Consider the following 18,079-nt stretch of genomic DNA (forward strand, 5'->3'; position numbering starts at 1 on the left):
GGGTCTGGGCGTTTTATGGAAAAGACCAAGCAGACTGAGCCTTCATCGGTGCCGCGACACGTCGCGATCATCATGGATGGTAATAATCGCTGGGCGAAAAAACGCTTTATGCCGGGTGTTGCCGGTCATAAAGCGGGAGTGGATGCTGTTCGCGCAGTGATTGAAGTGTGTGCCCATGCCAAGGTTGAGGTGCTTACACTGTTCGCGTTTTCCAGTGAGAACTGGCAACGCCCAGCGGCTGAAGTCAGTGCTCTGATGGATTTGTTCTTCAGGGCGCTTCGTCGTGAGGCCAAGCGCCTTAACGAAAACAACATCAGCCTGCGGATTATCGGCGATCGTTCGCGTTTTCATCCTGACCTTCAAACGGCAATGCGTGAAGCTGAGATGATGACGGCAGGGCCTGACCGTTTTGTGCTGCAGATTGCGGCCAATTACGGTGGTCAGTGGGACATCGCCCAGGCCGCTCAGCGGCTGGCGCGTGAGGTGCAGGCTGGCCATTTGCAGCCTGAAGACATCACGCCCGGGTTGCTCCAGACATGTCTGGTCACGGGTGATCTGCCATTGCCTGATCTTTGTATTCGTACAGGTGGCGAGCACCGCATCAGCAACTTCCTGTTGTGGCAGCTCGCCTATTCTGAGCTGTATTTCTCCGACCTGTTCTGGCCGGACTTCAAACACGAGGCCATGCGTAACGCACTGGCTGATTATGCTTCTCGCCAGCGCCGCTTCGGTAAAACGAGCGAGCAGGTCGAGGCTGGAGCCCGGGTTTAATGCTTAAGCAACGAATTATTACTGCACTTATTCTGCTGCCCATTGCCTTGTGTGGCTTTTTCCTTTTGGAAGGGGTCGGCTTTGCGCTGTTTATCGGTGCGGTGGTGACCCTGGGTGCGTGGGAATGGGCGCGCCTGGCAGGTTTCCAAGCTCAGGCGGCACGCGTTGCCTTTGCTGCGCTGGTGGCGGTGCTGCTGTTTGGGATGTACGCCTTCTCAGGCTTGGCACCTTTGGTACTCGCTGCGGCGATTGTGTGGTGGGCAATCGCGACCTACCTCGTGCTGACCTTTCCGCAATCGGCAGAGCGCTGGTCAGGCACGCGGGCAAAACTGGTTATCGGCCTGTTAATTCTACTGCCGGCCTGGCAAGGTTTGGTGTTGATCAAGGCCATGCCGCTGGGCAACTGGTTGATCCTGGCGGTGATGGTGCTGGTGTGGGGCGCTGACATCGGTGCCTACTTCTCCGGGCGTAAGTTTGGCAAACGCAAGCTGGCCCCAAAAGTCAGCCCGGGCAAGAGCTGGGAAGGCGTGTATGGCGGTTTGATTGTGAGCCTGTTGATCACAGCTGCTGTGGGTCTGGTACGTGGATGGAGCGTTGGCGAGATTGTCGCTGCGCTGCTGTGCGCGGCGATGATTGTGCTGGTGTCCGTGGTGGGTGACCTTACCGAGAGCATGTTCAAGCGTCAGGCCGGTATCAAGGACAGCAGTAATTTGCTGCCAGGTCATGGCGGGGTTCTGGATCGCATTGACAGCCTGACGGCGGCGGTTCCGTTGTTTGCGGTACTGCTTTGGATTGCCGGATCATGAGTCGACCTCAACAGATTACGGTATTGGGGGCCACAGGTTCGATTGGCCTGAGTACCTTGGATGTTATTGCGCGTCACCCTGACCGCTATCAAGTGTTTGGCTTGAGCGGTTTTAGCCGTCTCGCAGAGCTTTTGGCCTTGTGTGTCGAACACACGCCGCGAGTCGCTGTGGTGCCGGACGAGCATGCAGCCAGCCAATTGAGAGCTGGTCTGCAGGCAGCAGGTCTCAACACCGAGGTGTGGGTGGGTGAGCAAGGCTTGTGTCAGGTGGCTTCCGCCCCAGAAGTTGACACAGTTATGGCTGCAATCGTCGGTGCGGCAGGCTTACGTCCTACGTTGGCGGCGGTTAACGCGGGTAAGAAAATGCTCTTGGCCAATAAAGAGGCGCTCGTGATGACGGGCGACTTGTTTATGCAGGCCGTGCGTCGCAGTGGTTCGGTATTGCTGCCGATCGACAGCGAACACAACGCCATCTTTCAGTGCCTGCCTCAGGATTATTCCCGCGGGTTGGGCGCTGTCGGCGTTCGTCGTATATTGCTGACGGCTTCTGGTGGCCCGTTTCGCGAAACCCCTCTGGCCGAACTTGAGCGCGTAACACCCGATCAAGCCTGCGCTCATCCCAATTGGTCGATGGGGCGAAAGATATCGGTGGATTCGGCGAGCATGATGAACAAGGGGCTAGAGCTGATTGAGGCCTGTTGGCTGTTTGATGCTCGGCCGGATCAGGTTGAAGTCTTGATCCACCCGCAGAGCGTGATCCATTCATTGGTTGATTATGTGGATGGCTCGGTCTTGGCCCAGCTTGGTAATCCCGATATGCGAACGCCTATCGCCAATGCCCTGGCTTGGCCTGAGCGGATTGATTCGGGGGTCGCACCGCTGGATCTTTTTGAGGTAGCACGCCTGGATTTTCAGCGTCCTGACGAGCAGCGCTTTCCCTGCTTGCGTCTGGCACGTGAGGCGGCCTTGTCAGGTCATAGCGCCCCAGCGATGTTAAATGCGGCGAATGAAGTGGCCGTTGCGGCGTTTCTGGGGGGGCGGATTCGTTACCCGCAGATCGCTCAAATCATTGAAGACGTCTTGAATAGCGAGCCTGTGGTTGCAGTCGATGAACTGGAGGCGGTATTTTGCGCCGATGCCAAGGCACGCGTGCGGGCTGAGCAGTGGTTGAGCCATAACGGCGGTTAAGGGGTGCTTGCCCGAGCCGGACAGGATCGCGGAGAAAGTAGATGAGTGCGCTCTATATGATTGTTGGTACCCTCGTTGCACTAGGGGTGCTGGTCACTTTTCATGAATTTGGTCACTTTTGGGTGGCGCGCCGCTGTGGTGTCAAGGTTCTGCGCTTCTCTGTGGGCTTTGGCACACCCTTGCTGCGTTGGCATGACCGTCAGGGGACCGAGTTTGTAGTGGCTGCCATTCCGTTGGGTGGCTATGTGAAAATGCTGGACGAGCGCGAAGGCAATGTGCCCGCCGATCAGCTTGATCAGTCATTTAATCGCAAGTCTGTAGGTCAGCGCATTGCGATCGTCGCAGCGGGACCGATCGCTAACTTTATGTTGGCGATTGCGTTCTTTTGGGTGCTGGCCATGATGGGCAGCCAGCAAGTGCGTCCCGTGATTGGGGCTGTTGAAGCGGGCAGCCTGGCGGCGCAGGCTGGTCTGGCTGTAGGCCAGGAAATTGTCTCCATCGACGGCGAGCCAACGGTGGGTTGGTCCAACGTTAACTTGCAACTGGTCAGACGCCTGGGTGAGACCGGGACTGTCCAGGTCGTGGTGCGTGAGCCTGGCTCCGAGACTGAAGCGGCCCATCAGGTAACCCTCAAGGAATGGCTCAAGGGAGCCGACGAACCGGACCCTATCAAATCGTTGGGGATTCGCCCATGGCGACCTGAGTTGCCTGCGATCCTGGCTGAGCTTGACCCCAACGGGCCGGCGGTGGCCGCGGGGCTGAAAGCGGGTGACAAGCTGCTGTTGATGAACGATCAGCCCATCAGAGATTGGCAGCAAGTCGTGGATTGGGTGCGTGTGCGGCCTGCAGCTCAGGTCGTGCTGCATATTGAACGTGACGGCATGCCTTTGGATGTGCCTCTGACACTGGCGGCGCGCGGTGAGGGTAATAGCGCAACGGGGTATCTCGGGGCAGGCGTGAAAGGTGTCGATTGGCCACCCTCCATGCTGCGGGAAGTCAGTTATGGCCCGCTTGCAGCGGTCGGGGAAGGGTTCAAGCGCACATGGACCATGAGCGTGTTGACGCTCGATTCGCTGAAGAAAATGTTGTTCGGCGAGCTCTCGGTAAAAAACTTGAGTGGACCGATAACCATTGCTAAAGTGGCGGGCGCTTCTGCCCAGTCGGGTGTTGCGGATTTCCTGAGCTTCCTGGCTTATTTGAGTATTAGCCTGGGTGTTCTGAACTTGCTGCCCATACCAGTCCTGGATGGGGGGCATTTGTTGTTTTATCTGGTCGAGTGGGCGCGTGGTCGTCCCTTGTCAGATCGGGTACAGGGTTGGGGGATGCAGATTGGTATCAGTTTGGTCATCGGGGTGATGTTACTCGCCTTGGTGAACGATCTGGGCCGTCTGTAAACACTTCGCTGAATTGCGAATCTGCCGCATTTTGCGGCAGTTTGTTTATTGCCAGTTGGAATAAGAAAGGACTTCATGAAACGTCTGCTGCTAACTGCGGTTCTCGCCGTACTGATGATCGCCGAAGTTCACGCCGAGTCCTTCACTATCTCTGATATCCGTGTCAACGGCCTCCAGCGGGTTTCCGCCGGTAGCGTGTTTGGCGCGTTACCGCTGAACGTGGGTGAGGTAGCGGATGACCGCCGTTTGGTGGAATCCACTCGTGCGTTGTTCAAAACCGGTTTCTTTCAGGATATCCAACTGGGTCGTGATGGCAATGTGCTTGTCATTACGGTTGTCGAGCGTCCTTCCGTCTCCAGTATCACCATCGACGGTAACAAGGCGATTTCTACCGATGACCTGATGAAGGGTCTGAAACAGTCGGGCCTTGCCGAAGGTGAAATTTTCCAGCGTGCGACGCTTGAGGGCGTACGTAACGAGCTGCAACGTCAGTACGTTGCCCAGGGTCGTTATTCTGCAACGGTCGACACTGAAGTTGTGCCTGAGCCGCGTAACCGCGTGGCCTTGAAGGTCAACATCAACGAAGGCACCGTTGCCGCAATCCAGCACATCAACGTGGTGGGCAACACTGTTTTCCCTGAAGAAGACCTGATCGACCTGTTCGAGCTGAAAACCACGAACTGGTTGTCCTTCTTCAAGAACGATGACAAATATGCACGCGAAAAACTGTCGGGTGACCTCGAGCGTCTGCGCTCTTATTACCTCGATCGTGGCTATATCAATATGGATATTGCTTCGACCCAGGTATCGATTACCCCGGACAAGAAGAATGTCTATATCACGGTCAACGTGAACGAAGGCGAAAAATACAACGTAGGCGAAGTGAAGCTGAGCGGTGACCTCAAGGTTCCTGAAGACCAGATCAAGTCGTTGTTACTGGTTCAGCCGGGGCAAGTGTTCTCACGCAAACTGATGACCACGACGTCCGAGTTGATTACCCGCCGTCTGGGTAACGAAGGCTACACCTTTGCTAACGTCAATGGCGTGCCTCAGCCAAACCCTGAAGATCACACCGTCGCCATCACCTTTGTGGTTGACCCGGGCAAACGTGCTTACGTGAGCCGTATCAACTATCGCGGCAACACCAAATCTGAAGATGAAGTGCTGCGCCGTGAAATGCGTCAAATGGAAGGTGGTTGGGCTTCGACTTACCTGATCGACCAGTCCAAGGTTCGCCTTGAGCGTCTGGGCTTCTTCAAGGAAGTGAACGTTGAGACCCCTGCAGTGCCAGGCACTGACGACATGGTTGATGTGAACTATGCCGTAGAAGAGCAGGCGTCAGGCTCGATCACAGCCAGCATTGGTTTTGCTCAGAGCGCCGGCCTGATTCTGGGCGGCTCGATCACTCAGAACAACTTCCTGGGTACGGGTAACAGGGTCAGCATTGGCCTGACTCGCAGCGAATACCAGAGCCGTTACAACTTCAGTTACGTTGACCCGTACTGGACAGCGGACGGTGTGAGCCTTGGCTACAACGTGTTCTATCGCACCACTGACTACAAAGAGTTGGATGTTGACGTTGCCAACTACTCGGTAGACAGCTTGGGTGCTGGTGTCACGATGGGTTACCCGATCAGCGACACGTCGCGCCTGACTTACGGTCTGACCGTTCAGCAGGATGAAATCAGCACGGGCAAATACACCGTTGACGAGATTTTTGACTTCGTAAACCGCGAAGGCGAGAAATTCCTTAACTTCAAAGCTTCTGTGGGCTGGTCCGAGTCGACCCTGAACAAGGGTGTCTTGCCAACACGTGGCAGCTCGCAAAGCCTGGTGCTTGAAAGCACTATTCCTGGCAGTGATTTGCAGTTCTACAAACTGGACTATCGTGCACAGTTGTTCCAGCCGTTGAGTGACACGTACACCATGCGCCTGCACACTGAGTTGGGTTATGGCGATGGTTACGGTTCTACGGCGGGTCTACCGTTCTATGAGAACTACTACGCGGGTGGTTTCAACTCGGTACGTGGCTTCAAGGACAGCACTCTGGGGCCCCGCAGTACGCCAAGTACGGGGCGGAACGCTGGTACGCTGGCTGACCCGGATCAAGATCCGCTGCCATTCGGCGGTAACGTGTTGATCCAGGGTGGTGTTGAAGTGCTGTTCCCGATGCCATTTGTTAAAGACCAACGCTCCCTGAGGACCTCTGTGTTCTGGGATGTGGGCAACGTCTTTGACACCAATTGCAAAGGTGACACTAAAGATTGCGATATCAGTTTCAGCAACATGGCCAGTTCTGTCGGTGTTGGTGTGACTTGGGTTACTGCGCTTGGTCCGCTAAGCTTCAGCTTGGCCATGCCAATCAAGAAACCGAATGACGCAGACACTCAGGTGTTCCAATTCTCCCTCGGCCAGACTTTCTAAAAGCTGGCTACAGCTAAAGACAACAGATTTTTTAGGAGTGCATCGTGCGTAAGTTGACTCAATTGGTTCTCCTGGCCTCGGTTCTGGTAGCAGGCCCTGCTTTTGCCGATATGAAAATTGCTGTGCTGAACTATCAAATGGCACTGCTTGAATCGGATGCAGCAAAGCGCTATGCCGTTGATGCCGAGAAAAAATTCGGCCCACAACTGACTAAGCTCAAAAGCTTGGAAAGCAGTGCCAAGGGCATTCAAGACCGCTTGGTAAGCGGTGGTGACAAAATGCAGCAGGGCGAGCGTGAGCGTCTGGAGCTTGAATTCAAGCAAAAGGCTCGTGACTTCCAGTTCCAGTCCAAAGAACTGAACGAAGCCAAAGCCGTTGCTGACCGTGAAATGCTGAAACAGCTGAAGCCAAAACTGGACAGCGCTGTTGAAGAAGTCATCAAGAAAGGTGCCTTTGACCTGGTGTTCGAGCGTGGTGCTGTGATTGATGTTAAACCGCAGTACGACATTACTCGCCAAGTCATCGAGCGCATGAACCAGCTGAAGTAATTATGACTGTGACTATAAAACTCGGCCAATTGGCCGAGTTCCTCGGTGCCACCTTGCGTGGCTCAGGGGAGAAGAACATTACTGGGCTGGCCACTTTACAAGAGGCTGGCCCAGCTCAGTTGAGCTTTCTGGCTAACCCCCAATACCGTAAATACCTCGTTGACTGCCACGCCGGAGCTGTATTGCTCAAGGCGGCGGATGCCGAGGCGTACGCGGGGGATGCGCTGGTTGTGCCCGACCCTTACCTGGCGTATGCCCGAATTTCCCATTTGTTCGATCCCAAGCCCAAAGCATCTGCCGGGGTTCATCCTTCGGCGGTCATTGCTGATGATGCGGTGGTTGATCCGATGGCCAGTGTCGGTGCATTTGCGGTCATTGAAAGTGGCGCGCAAATCGCTGCCGGAGTGACCATTGGTGCGCATTGCTTTATCGGTGCACGTTGCATCATCGGTGAAGACGGCTGGCTGGCCCCTCGTGTCACCCTCTATCACGATGTGCATATTGGCAAGCGAGTGGTGATTCAGTCGGGTGCCGTGTTGGGCGGGGAAGGTTTTGGCTTTGCCAATGAAAAGGGTATTTGGCAGAAGATCGCTCAAATCGGTGGCGTTACCATCGGTGATGATGTCGAAATTGGTGTCAATACGGCCATTGATCGCGGTGCCTTGGCCAATACGGTCATCGGTAATGGTGTCAAGTTGGACAACCAGATTCAGATCGCGCACAACGTTCAAGTGGGTGACCATACGGCGATGGCCGCCTGTGTGGGAATTTCCGGTAGTACTAAAATCGGTAAGCACTGCATGTTGGCCGGTGGTGTTGGTTTGGTCGGTCACATTGATATTTGTGACAACGTGTTCTTGACTGGGATGACCATGGTCACCCATTCCATTAGCGAGCCGGGTGCGTATTCATCAGGTACGGCCATGCAACCTGCGGCCGAATGGCGAAAGAGTGCGGCACGTATTCGTCAACTGGACGATATCGCCAGGCGGCTTAAACATCTGGAAAAGCGCGTTGGGGAAGTGACCCCGGACGCTAAAGCTTCTTCAGAGGGCTAATACAATTTCCATATCAAGTGTGCAGAGCCACTGGTTTGCTTCCTTGATTGCTAGAGGAGCGCGCCTTAGTCGCGCGCGCCCAATCTTTATTACAGGCTTCCCCACGAAATGATGGACATCAACGAGATTCGCGAATATCTGCCCCACCGGTACCCGTTCCTGCTGGTGGATCGAGTGGTGGACCTGGATGTCGAGAACAAGCGCATTCGTGCTTACAAGAATGTCAGCATCAACGAACCTTTTTTTAACGGTCACTTTCCTGCACACCCGATCATGCCGGGTGTACTGATTATTGAAGCGATGGCTCAGGCTGCTGGCATTCTGGGTTTCAAGATGATGGATCTAAAGCCGGCTGACGGTACGCTCTATTATTTCGTAGGCTCCGACAAGCTGCGTTTTCGCCAGCCCGTACTGCCAGGTGACCAGTTGATTCTCGAAGCCAAGTTCCTGAGCTGCAAGCGCTCGATCTGGAAGTTCGAGTGTCAGGCCACGGTGGACGGTAAGCCGGTGTGCTCGGCTGAAATTATCTGCGCGGAACGCAAACTATGAGTTTGATTGACCCTCGCGCAATCATCGATCCGACGGCCATCTTGGCCGACGACGTCGAGGTCGGCCCTTGGTCGATCGTCGGCGCTGGTGTGGAAATCGGCGAGGGGACAGTGATCGGGCCGCATGTGATTCTCAAAGGCCCGACCCGCATCGGTAAACACAATCGCATCTACCAGTTTTCTTCGGTAGGCGAAGACACCCCTGACCTCAAGTACAAGGGTGAAGAAACGCGTTTGGTCATTGGTGACCATAACGTGATTCGTGAAGGCGTAACCATTCATCGCGGAACCATTCAGGACCGTGCCGAGACCACGCTGGGCGATCACAACCTGGTCATGGCGTATGCTCATATTGGCCACGACAGTGTCATCGGTAACCATTGCATTCTGGTCAATAATGCCGCCTTGGCGGGCCATGTGCACATGGGTGACTGGGCGATTCTGTCCGGTTTTACCCTGGTTCATCAGTTTTGCCACATCGGTGCCCACAGCTTTTCGGGCATGGGTACAGCCATTGGTAAGGATGTTCCGGCGTTTGTCACAGTATTCGGCAGCCCTGCGCAAGCCCGCAGCATGAACTTTGAAGGCATGCGCCGACGTGGGTTCAGCGAGGACGCCATTCACGCGCTACGCCGGGCTTACAAGGTGGTTTACCGCCAAGGCTTGACCGTTGAGCAAGCCCTTGCCGAGCTGGCAGAACCGGCCATTCAGTTTCCCGAAGTGGCCATGTTTGTTGACTCCATCCGTTCATCTACTCGCGGCATCACACGTTAACCATGGCCAGATTACGCATTGCGTTGGTGGCGGGTGAGGCTTCCGGCGACATTCTGGGTTCGGGTTTGATGCGTGCGCTTAAAGGCCGTCACCCGGATATTGAATTTATCGGTGTGGGCGGCCCATTGATGGAAGCTGAAGGCATGACGTCTTACTTCCCGATGGAGCGCTTGTCGGTCATGGGGCTGGTGGAAGTGCTCGGTCGCTTACGCGAGCTGCTTAAACGCCGCAAGGCACTGGTTCAGACGCTTATTGCGCAAAAGCCGGATGTCTTTATTGGTATCGATGCCCCTGACTTTACCCTGAATATCGAACTTCAACTGCGTCGGGCGGGGATAAAAACCGTTCACTATGTCAGCCCGTCCGTGTGGGCGTGGCGTCAGAAACGCGTGCTGAAAATTCGTGAAGGGTGCGATTTGATGCTCACGCTTTTGCCGTTCGAAGCCAGGTTCTACGAAGAGAAAGGTGTGCCCGTGCGTTTTGTCGGGCATACCCTGGCCGATACAATACCGCTTGAGGCCGATAAAGCCGCGGCGCGCGCGGAACTTGGGTTGCCTGAAGGGCCTTTGGTCGCTTTGATGCCGGGCAGCCGTGGTGGCGAAGTCGGTAAGCTGGGCGGGTTGTTTCTGGATGCCGCGCAGAAAATACGTGAGTCTCGGCCGGATGTTCGCTTTGTATTGCCATGCGCCAATGCCGCGCGTCGTGAGCAGATCGAGCAACTGCTGGAAGGCCGTGATCTGCCTGTAACCTTGCTGGATGGGCGCTCACATGTTGCGCTGGCGGCGTGCGATGCCGTATTGATCGCTTCGGGTACCGCTACACTGGAAGCGCTGTTGTACAAGCGCCCGATGGTGGTGGCGTATCGCCTTGCGCCTGTGACGTACTGGATTCTCAAACGCCTGGTTAAAAGCCCTTACGTGTCGTTGCCTAACCTTCTTGCCCAGCGGATGTTGGTGCCTGAGCTTTTGCAGGATGCTGCTACGCCTGAAGCGCTTGCACAAGAGCTGCTGCCGTTGTTGAGCGGTGCAGAGGAGCAAACCCGCAGCTTTGATCAAATCCATCGGTCTTTGCGCCTCGATGCCTCCAATCAGGCGGCCGATGCAGTACTTGGTTTGATCGGACAATCTCGATGAGTAAGCAGAATATACAAATGGGTCTGGACTTTAATCTGGTCGAAGACCTTGTTGCGGGTGTTGATGAAGTGGGGCGTGGCCCGTTATGCGGTGCGGTCGTGACGGCGGCAGTGATTCTTGATCCGAGTCGTCCGATTGCAGGGCTCAATGACTCGAAGAAACTCACTGAAGCGCGGCGTGAAAAGCTCTACGACGAAATTCGCGAGAAAGCACTCAGTTGGTGTATCGCGAGGGCTGAAGTCGAAGAAATTGATGAGTTGAATATTTTGCACGCCACGATGCTGGCCATGCAGCGTGCAGTTGAGGGGCTGAGCATCACCCCGAAACTGGCAATGATTGATGGCAACCGTTGCCCTAAATTGGCAATGCCAGCCGAGGCAGTAGTTAAAGGCGACAGTAAAGTGCCAGCGATTGCCGCCGCATCGATCCTGGCCAAAGTCAGTCGTGATCGTGAAATGGCGGCCTTTGAGCTTCAATACCCGGGCTATGGCATCGGTGGGCACAAAGGTTACCCCACCTCCGTTCATCTTGAAGCGCTTGAGCGCTTGGGGCCTACCCCGATTCATCGGCGTTCGTTCGGGCCAGTGCGTCGTGCCTATGAAGCCCGTGAAGGTTTGACCGAGGTTTAGCCGCAAGGCTGATGTTTTTGCCAAGGCCCGGTACACTTCCGGGCCTTGTTGTTTTTCAAAGTTTAAAGACAGGATCACCATGCCGGCTTCATTCGTTCACCTGCGCCTGCACACTGAATACTCCCTGGTTGATGGACTGGTGCGGATCAAGCCGCTGATCAAAGCCCTGGCCGGCATGAATATGCCTGCTGTGGCTGTGACGGATCAGAACAACATGTGTTCTCTGGTCAAGTTCTATAAAGCAGCGATGGGCGGCGGCATCAAGCCCATCAGTGGTGCCGACCTGTGGCTGTCGAACAAAGATCCGGAAAACCCCCTCAGCCGCATCAGCCTGCTGGCGATGAACCCTGTGGGCTATCGCAACCTGACCGAGTTGATTTCGCGAGGCTTCATCGAAGGTCAGCGAAACGGCCAGGTGATTATCGAGCGTGAATGGGTCGCTGAGGCGGCCGAAGGCTTGATCATGCTTTCAGCGGCCAAAGAGGGTGAAATTGGCATCGCGTTGCTCAGTGGCAATACGCAAGAGGCCGAGACGCTAGCCCGCGAGTGGATGCAGGTGTTTGCCGATCGCTTCTACCTGGAAGTGCAACGCACCAAGCGCCCGAATGACGAAGAGCATTTGCACGCCGCCGTCGCACTGGCCGATAAGGTGAGGGCTCCGTTGGTTGCGACCAACGATGTGCGCTTCTTGTACCAGAAAGATTTCGAAGCGCACGAAACCCGTGTTTGCATTGGTGAGGGTCGGGCTCTGGATGACCCGCGCCGGTCGAAGAATTACAGCGATCAACAATATCTGAAAAGTGCCGAGGAAATGGCCGAGCTGTTCAGCGACCTGCCGGAGGCACTGGAAAACTCGGTCGAAATTGCCAAGCGCTGTAATATCGAAGTGAAGTTGGGTACTCACTTTTTGCCCAATTTTCCAATACCCGATGGTATGACCATCGATGAGTATTTCCGCAAGGTGTCGTTTGACGGTCTCGAAGAGCGTCTGGAAGTGTTGTTGCCTAAAGACACGACTGAAGATTACGACGCGAAGCGTCAGGTGTATGTCGATCGTCTGAATTTCGAACTGGATATCATTATCCAGATGGGGTTCCCCGGTTACTTCCTGATCGTCATGGACTTTATCCAGTGGGCTAAAAGCAACGGCGTTCCGGTAGGGCCGGGCCGGGGCTCGGGTGCCGGCTCGCTGGTGGCTTATGTGCAGAAAATCACAGACCTGGACCCGCTGGAATATGACCTGCTGTTCGAACGCTTTCTGAACCCTGAACGGGTATCGATGCCCGACTTTGACGTCGACTTCTGCATGGATGGCCGTGATCGGGTAATTGAGTATGTGGCGGATAAGTACGGCCGGAACGCCGTTAGCCAGATCATTACCTTTGGTTCAATGGCCGCCAAAGCGGTGATTCGTGACGTCGCTCGGGTGCAGGGCAAGTCTTACGGGCTGGCCGATCGCCTGTCGAAGATGATTCCGTTCGAAGTGGGCATGACGCTGGAAAAAGCTTATGAGCAGGAAGAAATTCTGCGCGACTTCATCAAAGTCGATGAGGAGGCCGCCGAAATCTGGGAAATGGCCCGCAAGCTTGAAGGTGTTGTCCGTAACGTGGGTAAGCACGCCGGTGGTGTGGTTATTGCTCCGACCAAACTCACGGACTTCTCGCCGATTTATTGCGATGAAGAGGGTGGCGGCCTGGTCACCCAGTTCGACAAGGATGACGTTGAATCTGCCGGCCTGGTGAAGTTCGACTTCCTCGGCCTGCGTACCTTGACGGTTATCGACTGGGCGCTGAAAACCATCAATCGTGATCGCGCCAAGGTCAATGAAGCGCCGCTGGACATCGCCTTTATCCCGCTGGACGACAAGCCGACGTATCAGTTGCTGCAAAAAGCCGAGACCACTGCGGTGTTCCAGCTTGAGTCGCGCGGCATGAAGGAACTGATCAAAAAGCTTAAGCCGGACTGTCTCGAAGACTTGATCGCACTGGTGGCCCTGTTCCGTCCGGGCCCGTTGCAATCAGGCATGGTTGATGACTTTATCAACCGTAAGCATGGTCGCGCCGAGCTGGCGTACCCGCACTCCGACTACCAGTACGAAGGCCTCAAGCCGGTATTGGCACCGACCTACGGCATCATCCTGTACCAGGAACAGGTGATGCAGATCGCTCAGGTCATGGCCGGTTATACCCTTGGCGGCGCTGATATGTTGCGTCGGGCCATGGGTAAGAAAAAACCTGAAGAAATGGCCAAGCAGCGCGGCGGTTTTATCGAAGGGTGTGCCAACAACAATATTGACGCCGACCTCGCTGGTAACATTTTCGACCTGGTAGAGAAATTTGCCGGTTATGGCTTCAACAAATCTCACTCGGCTGCCTACGGGCTGGTGTCGTACCAGACGGCCTGGCTAAAAACGCACTACCCGGCACCGTTCATGGCTGCGGTATTGTCAGCGGATATGCACAATACCGATAAAGTTGTCACCCTGATTGAAGAAATTCGCAGCATGAAGCTGCGTCTTGATGCGCCCGATGTGAATGCCTCGGAGTTCAAGTTCACGGTTAACGACGAGGGCCGTATTATTTATGGCCTGGGTGCGATCAAAGGGGTGGGTGAGGGGCCTGTTGAGGCCATTACCGAAGCGCGCAAGGACGGTCCGTTTAGCGACTTGTTCGATTTCTGTGCGCGTGTTGACCTCAAACGTATCAACAAACGCACCCTGGACGGTTTGATCCGCAGTGGTGCGCTAGACCGACTGGGGCCATATTTTCATGATGAGCCGAAGGCTTACCAGGCCAATATTGACCTGAACCGCGCGGTATTGCTGGCCGCGATGGAAGAGGCCATAAAGGCTGCCGAACAAACCGCTCGCACCCACGACAGTGGCCATGCCGACCTGTTTGGTGGCCTGTTTGTTGAAGAAGATGCCGACGTCTACCTGAACCACCGCAAGGCGAAGGAGCTGACGCTCAAGGAACGCCTTAAAGGCGAGAAGGATACCTTGGGCCTGTACTTGACCGGTCATCCGATTGATGAATATGAAGGGGAAATTCGCCGTTTTGCCCGTCAGCGTATCATCGACCTGAAACCGGCCCGGGACACCCAAACCGTCGCCGGTATGATCATTGCCTTGCGCGTGATGAAGAACAAAAAAGGTGACAAAATGGGCTTTATTACCCTGGACGACCGTTCGGGGCGAATTGAAGCTTCACTGTTTGCCGAAGCGTTCCATTCGGCGCAATCACTGTTGCAAACAGATGCCATGGTGGTTGTGGAAGGGGAGGTCAGCAATGACGACTTTTCCGGAGGGCTGCGCCTTCGGGTCAAGCGGGTGATGAGCATGGAAGATGCACGCACCAGCCTGGCCGAGAGCTTGCGTCTTAAAGTCAGCCATAACGCCTTGAAAGTGGATGACTTGCGCGCGCTGGGAGAGCTGTGTCAGAAACATCGCGGTGCTTGCCCAATAACGCTGGACTACACGGGTGAGGACGCCAAGGCCATGTTGCAGTTTGGTGACGCCTGGCGGATTGACCCCGCAGACAGCTTGATTCAAGCCTTGCGTGACCAGTTCGGACGAGACAACGTCTTCCTCCAATACCGTTGACGGTCAGGGCAATTATTGTGCCCTGACCTCGACCTGAATTTTTAATCTCGACCTGAGAGCGCCTGTCCCTTAAGGTAGGCGCGATACAGATCAACCGGCTGCCCCAGTCAGGTAAGAATCACCAGCAAACGCTGGGCTTCGAACCCACTGGCATGCTTTGCCGCCGACCCAAGACGGATGCTTATGAACCCGAATTTTCTTGATTTCGAACAGCCGATTGCTGACCTGCAAGCCAAAATCGAAGAGTTGCGCCTGGTCGGTAATGATAATTCGCTGAACATCAGCGATGAAATCTCTCGCCTGCAAGACAAAAGCAAAACGCTGACTGAAGATATTTTCGGCAAGCTGACCAGTTGGCAGATTGCTCGTCTGGCCCGTCACCCGCGACGTCCTTACACCCTGGACTATATCGATCACATCTTCACTGAGTTCGATGAGCTGCACGGCGACCGCCATTTTTCGGACGATGCTGCCATTGTGGGCGGTATTGCACGCCTGGACGATCAGCCGGTTATGGTGATTGGCCATCAGAAAGGCCGTGAGGTTCGTGAGAAAGTTCGCCGCAACTTCGGTATGCCTCGCCCTGAAGGCTACCGCAAGGCTTGCCGTTTGATGGAGATGGCTGAGCGTTTCAAAATGCCGATCCTGACCTTCATTGATACGCCGGGCGCTTATCCGGGAATCGACGCTGAAGAGCGCAACCAGAGCGAAGCCATTGCCTGGAACCTGCGTGTGATGTCGCGCCTCAAAACGCCGATTATCGCCACTGTTATCGGCGAGGGTGGTTCGGGCGGAGCCTTGGCAATTGGCGTGTGCGATCAGTTGAACATGTTGCAGTATTCGACTTATGCGGTGATCTCGCCTGAAGGGTGTGCTTCGATTTTGTGGAAAACCGCCGAAAAAGCCCCTGATGCTGCCGAAGCAATGGGCATCACGGCTGAGCGTTTGAAAGGCTTGGGCATTGTCGACAAGGTGATCGGCGAGCCGTTGGGTGGCGCACACCGTGACCCGGCGGCGGCGTCTGCCTCGATCCGCGCTGATTTGATCTCTCAACTGGACATGCTGAACAAGCTGGATCATGAAACGCTGCTCAAGCGTCGTTATGATCGTCTGATGAGCTACGGTCTCTGATCAAAAGCGGTAGCACACTGACATTTCTGTAGTCGCTGCCGAGGTAGGAAGGCTGCGATGCGGCCCGTAGGGCCGCCGTCCGGGTTGGCATTGCAACCCATCGCAGCCTTCGTGCCCGGGCAGCGACTACACGTTTTGGTCATGCTTAAACGTTGTGCGGTAAGCCAGTCCTGCGCGTGAAGGGCTTTTGATCCAGGTGGTGCTCGAAATGCCCAACCTCTCAACTCAACTGCTTCAAGCTCTGGGGCCGTGGCGCAACGCCAAGGCCTGGCATGTCGCACTTTCTGGTGGGCTTGATTCAACGGTCCTGTTGCACCTTCTCGCACATCTGCGCCAAACCCATTCGCTTCCGTCTCTGACCGCTGTCCATGTGCACCATGGCTTGCAGACGGCCGCTGAGGCGTGGCCGGCGCATTGCCAAGCGCTGTGTGATGCGCTGGATGTGCCGTTGCAGGTGGTTCATGTGCAGGTGCACCGGGGCGCAAGCCTTGAGCGTGCAGCACGCGAGGCGCGTTACCAGGTGTTTGAAGCGGTCACGCAGTCACAGGATGTGTTGCTGACGGGCCAGCACCGTGATGATCAGGCAGAAACGGTGCTGTTTCGTCTGATGCGCGGGGCCGGGGTGAGCGGGCTGGCAGCCATGCCGCGTGAGCGGGCGTTGGGGCAGGGGCACTTGTGCCGTCCCTTGCTGGGTGTTTCTCGCGCTGAGCTTGAAGCCTATGCGCGTGCACAAGCCCTAAGTTGGGTTGAGGACCCTTCAAATACCCTGACCGATTTTTCGCGTAATTATTTGCGCCATGAAGTGTTTCCGAGGCTTACCCAGCGCTGGCCTCAGGCCGCTGCCAGCATGGCCCGCAGCGCCGCACACTGCGCCGAAGCTCAGGGTTTGCTCGATGAACTGGCGCAGCAAGACTTGCAGGGGGCCGATGCTGTCAGCGACTTTGCCTGGCTAGGGCTACCTTCGCTGGCGCTCACGCCGCTCACGCGGTTATCGCTTCCCCGGCAGCGTAATGCCTTGCGTCATTGGCTGGCCCCCTTGACGCAACTGCCGGACACCGATCACTGGGTCGGTTGGGGCACCCTGCGCGACGCTCGTCAGGACGCTCAGCCCACTTGGTGTTTGGGTAACGGTGAACTGCATCGGGCGCAGGAGCGCATCTGGTGGTTATCAGGTGACTGGTTGCAGCCACCGCCCACGCCGCAAACCTGGGAGCAACCTGATCAGCCTCTGGTTTTGCCGGGCAATGGCCGGGTGTGGCTGTCGGGGGAAATTCCGACTGGCCCTTTGCAAGTGAGCTATCGTCAAGGAGGCGAGGTCATGGCATTGGCGTCGCGCGGTCATCGTGACCTCAAACGCTTGTTGAATGAGCAAGGTGTGCCACTTTTTGCTCGCGGCAGATTGCCGCTTTTGTACGGCGATGGGCAGTTATTGGCGGTTGCAAACCTCGACGGACTGGCCTACGGCCCTTGCGGGCGCTGGAAATTTCATTGGCTGCCAACTTCGAGTGATCAAGGTTTGAGCTGAAAGGGGGTTTCCGGTAGACTACGCTCCCTTCTTGACACAGCTTCTGTAGATTCACCGGAATTACAGAAGTTGCCGATTACCAAGCAGTCTTTGCTGGGCGATTTTAAAAAAATGTGTGGCTTGTATCGAACCGATGGTTTCCATTGGTCTGTTTCAACGCAGCAGTTTTTCGAAAGATGCACTGTGACTAATGCTGGTGATTGGGGGCTTCGGCCTTCCTTCGCTTTCCCCGGCGGCTCTGACCGCTTTAACGCAGACTTCTAGGGTTTTTCATGACGCGCTACATCTTCGTCACGGGCGGTGTTGTTTCTTCATTGGGGAAAGGCATTGCTTCGGCATCTTTGGCGGCCATCCTGGAGGCGCGGGGACTTAAGGTCACCATGCTGAAGCTGGACCCGTACATCAACGTCGACCCGGGCACCATGAGCCCGTTCCAGCACGGTGAAGTCTTCGTGACCCACGACGGTGCCGAGACCGACCTCGACCTGGGCCACTACGAGCGGTTCATCCGCACGACCATGACCCAGAACAACAACTTCACCACCGGCCG

14 protein-coding genes and 1 pseudogene are annotated in these 18,079 nt (G+C 55.7%); all 15 read left to right on the forward strand.

Annotated elements, in window-relative coordinates:
• Positions 1–15: 15 nt before the first annotated feature.
• Positions 16–771 carry a polyprenyl diphosphate synthase gene (gene uppS / locus Q1W15_RS04510; protein ID WP_300724166.1) on the forward strand — a complete coding sequence of 252 codons (756 nt, stop codon included), beginning with the start codon at positions 16–18 and terminating at the stop codon, positions 769–771.
• A complete protein-coding gene (locus tag Q1W15_RS04515) occupies positions 771–1,577 on the forward strand; it encodes a phosphatidate cytidylyltransferase (protein WP_300724172.1) in 807 nt (268 codons plus the stop codon). The genes uppS and Q1W15_RS04515 overlap by 1 nt, the downstream gene beginning before the upstream one ends.
• Positions 1,574–2,764 (forward strand): 1-deoxy-D-xylulose-5-phosphate reductoisomerase, encoded by a 1,191-nt coding sequence (gene ispC, locus Q1W15_RS04520; RefSeq protein WP_300724180.1) that lies wholly within the window; start codon positions 1,574–1,576, stop codon positions 2,762–2,764. Before Q1W15_RS04515 ends, ispC begins: the two co-directional genes overlap by 4 nt.
• A 41-nt stretch (positions 2,765–2,805) precedes the next feature.
• A complete protein-coding gene (gene rseP / locus Q1W15_RS04525) occupies positions 2,806–4,158 on the forward strand; it encodes an RIP metalloprotease RseP (RefSeq protein ID WP_300724201.1) in 1,353 nt (450 codons plus the stop codon).
• A 75-nt stretch (positions 4,159–4,233) separates the two neighbouring features.
• Entirely contained in the window at positions 4,234–6,582 is a 2,349-nt protein-coding gene (gene bamA, locus Q1W15_RS04530; protein WP_300724208.1) for an outer membrane protein assembly factor BamA, read from the forward strand.
• A 44-nt stretch (positions 6,583–6,626) separates the two neighbouring features.
• On the forward strand, positions 6,627–7,130 hold the full coding sequence (locus tag Q1W15_RS04535) for an OmpH family outer membrane protein (protein ID WP_300724218.1): 504 nt from the start codon (positions 6,627–6,629) through the stop codon (positions 7,128–7,130).
• A 2-nt stretch (positions 7,131–7,132) separates the two neighbouring features.
• Positions 7,133–8,188 carry a UDP-3-O-(3-hydroxymyristoyl)glucosamine N-acyltransferase gene (gene lpxD / locus Q1W15_RS04540; protein WP_300724225.1) on the forward strand — a complete coding sequence of 352 codons (1,056 nt, stop codon included), beginning with the start codon at positions 7,133–7,135 and terminating at the stop codon, positions 8,186–8,188.
• A gap of 108 nt (positions 8,189–8,296) precedes the next feature.
• Positions 8,297–8,737, forward strand: coding sequence for a 3-hydroxyacyl-ACP dehydratase FabZ (gene fabZ / locus Q1W15_RS04545; RefSeq protein ID WP_016781990.1), 441 nt, complete (start codon positions 8,297–8,299; stop codon positions 8,735–8,737).
• Positions 8,734–9,510: an acyl-ACP--UDP-N-acetylglucosamine O-acyltransferase gene (gene lpxA, locus Q1W15_RS04550; protein ID WP_300724243.1), complete on the forward strand. Its 777-nt coding sequence runs from the start codon at positions 8,734–8,736 to the stop codon at positions 9,508–9,510. The genes fabZ and lpxA overlap by 4 nt, the downstream gene beginning before the upstream one ends.
• 2 nt (positions 9,511–9,512) lie before the next feature.
• Positions 9,513–10,643, forward strand: a complete 1,131-nt coding sequence (lpxB, locus tag Q1W15_RS04555) for a lipid-A-disaccharide synthase (RefSeq protein WP_300724252.1) — start codon at positions 9,513–9,515, stop codon at positions 10,641–10,643.
• 11 nt (positions 10,644–10,654) lie between these two features.
• Positions 10,655–11,272 carry a ribonuclease HII gene (gene rnhB, locus Q1W15_RS04560; protein ID WP_300724293.1) on the forward strand — a complete coding sequence of 206 codons (618 nt, stop codon included), beginning with the start codon at positions 10,655–10,657 and terminating at the stop codon, positions 11,270–11,272.
• Positions 11,273–11,351: 79 nt separating this feature from the next.
• The gene (gene dnaE / locus Q1W15_RS04565; RefSeq protein WP_300724258.1) at positions 11,352–14,873 is read left to right on the forward strand and encodes a DNA polymerase III subunit alpha; all 3,522 of its coding nucleotides are present in this window, start codon (positions 11,352–11,354) and stop codon (positions 14,871–14,873) included.
• Between the two features lie 183 nt (positions 14,874–15,056).
• Positions 15,057–16,004, forward strand: coding sequence for an acetyl-CoA carboxylase carboxyltransferase subunit alpha (locus Q1W15_RS04570; RefSeq protein WP_046810490.1), 948 nt, complete (start codon positions 15,057–15,059; stop codon positions 16,002–16,004).
• A gap of 208 nt (positions 16,005–16,212) precedes the next feature.
• Positions 16,213–17,529, forward strand: coding sequence for a tRNA lysidine(34) synthetase TilS (gene tilS, locus Q1W15_RS04575; RefSeq protein WP_300724277.1), 1,317 nt, complete (start codon positions 16,213–16,215; stop codon positions 17,527–17,529).
• A 272-nt stretch (positions 17,530–17,801) separates the two neighbouring features.
• Positions 17,802–18,079: pseudogene (gene pyrG, locus Q1W15_RS04580) on the forward strand (CTP synthetase); the annotation flags it as partial.

The sequence above is a fragment of the Pseudomonas sp. genome, from assembly GCF_030150285.1.
In the GTDB taxonomy this organism is placed as follows: Bacteria; Pseudomonadota; Gammaproteobacteria; order Pseudomonadales; family Pseudomonadaceae; genus Aquipseudomonas.

What these genes read in the sequence shown, in the direction of transcription:
- rseP (WP_300724201.1), top strand. Translation starts at nt 2,806, where the DNA reads ATGAGTGCGCTCTATATGATTGTTGGTACCCTCGTTGCACTAGGGGTG.
- dnaE (WP_300724258.1), top strand. Translation starts at nt 11,352, where the DNA reads ATGCCGGCTTCATTCGTTCACCTGCGCCTGCACACTGAATACTCCCTG.
- ispC (WP_300724180.1), top strand. Translation starts at nt 1,574, where the DNA reads ATGAGTCGACCTCAACAGATTACGGTATTGGGGGCCACAGGTTCGATT.
- uppS (WP_300724166.1), top strand. Translation starts at nt 16, where the DNA reads ATGGAAAAGACCAAGCAGACTGAGCCTTCATCGGTGCCGCGACACGTC.
- lpxD (WP_300724225.1), top strand. Translation starts at nt 7,133, where the DNA reads ATGACTGTGACTATAAAACTCGGCCAATTGGCCGAGTTCCTCGGTGCC.
- Q1W15_RS04515 (WP_300724172.1), top strand. Translation starts at nt 771, where the DNA reads ATGCTTAAGCAACGAATTATTACTGCACTTATTCTGCTGCCCATTGCC.
- lpxA (WP_300724243.1), top strand. Translation starts at nt 8,734, where the DNA reads ATGAGTTTGATTGACCCTCGCGCAATCATCGATCCGACGGCCATCTTG.
- lpxB (WP_300724252.1), top strand. Translation starts at nt 9,513, where the DNA reads ATGGCCAGATTACGCATTGCGTTGGTGGCGGGTGAGGCTTCCGGCGAC.
- fabZ (WP_016781990.1), top strand. Translation starts at nt 8,297, where the DNA reads ATGATGGACATCAACGAGATTCGCGAATATCTGCCCCACCGGTACCCG.
- tilS (WP_300724277.1), top strand. Translation starts at nt 16,213, where the DNA reads ATGCCCAACCTCTCAACTCAACTGCTTCAAGCTCTGGGGCCGTGGCGC.
- Q1W15_RS04570 (WP_046810490.1), top strand. Translation starts at nt 15,057, where the DNA reads ATGAACCCGAATTTTCTTGATTTCGAACAGCCGATTGCTGACCTGCAA.
- bamA (WP_300724208.1), top strand. Translation starts at nt 4,234, where the DNA reads ATGAAACGTCTGCTGCTAACTGCGGTTCTCGCCGTACTGATGATCGCC.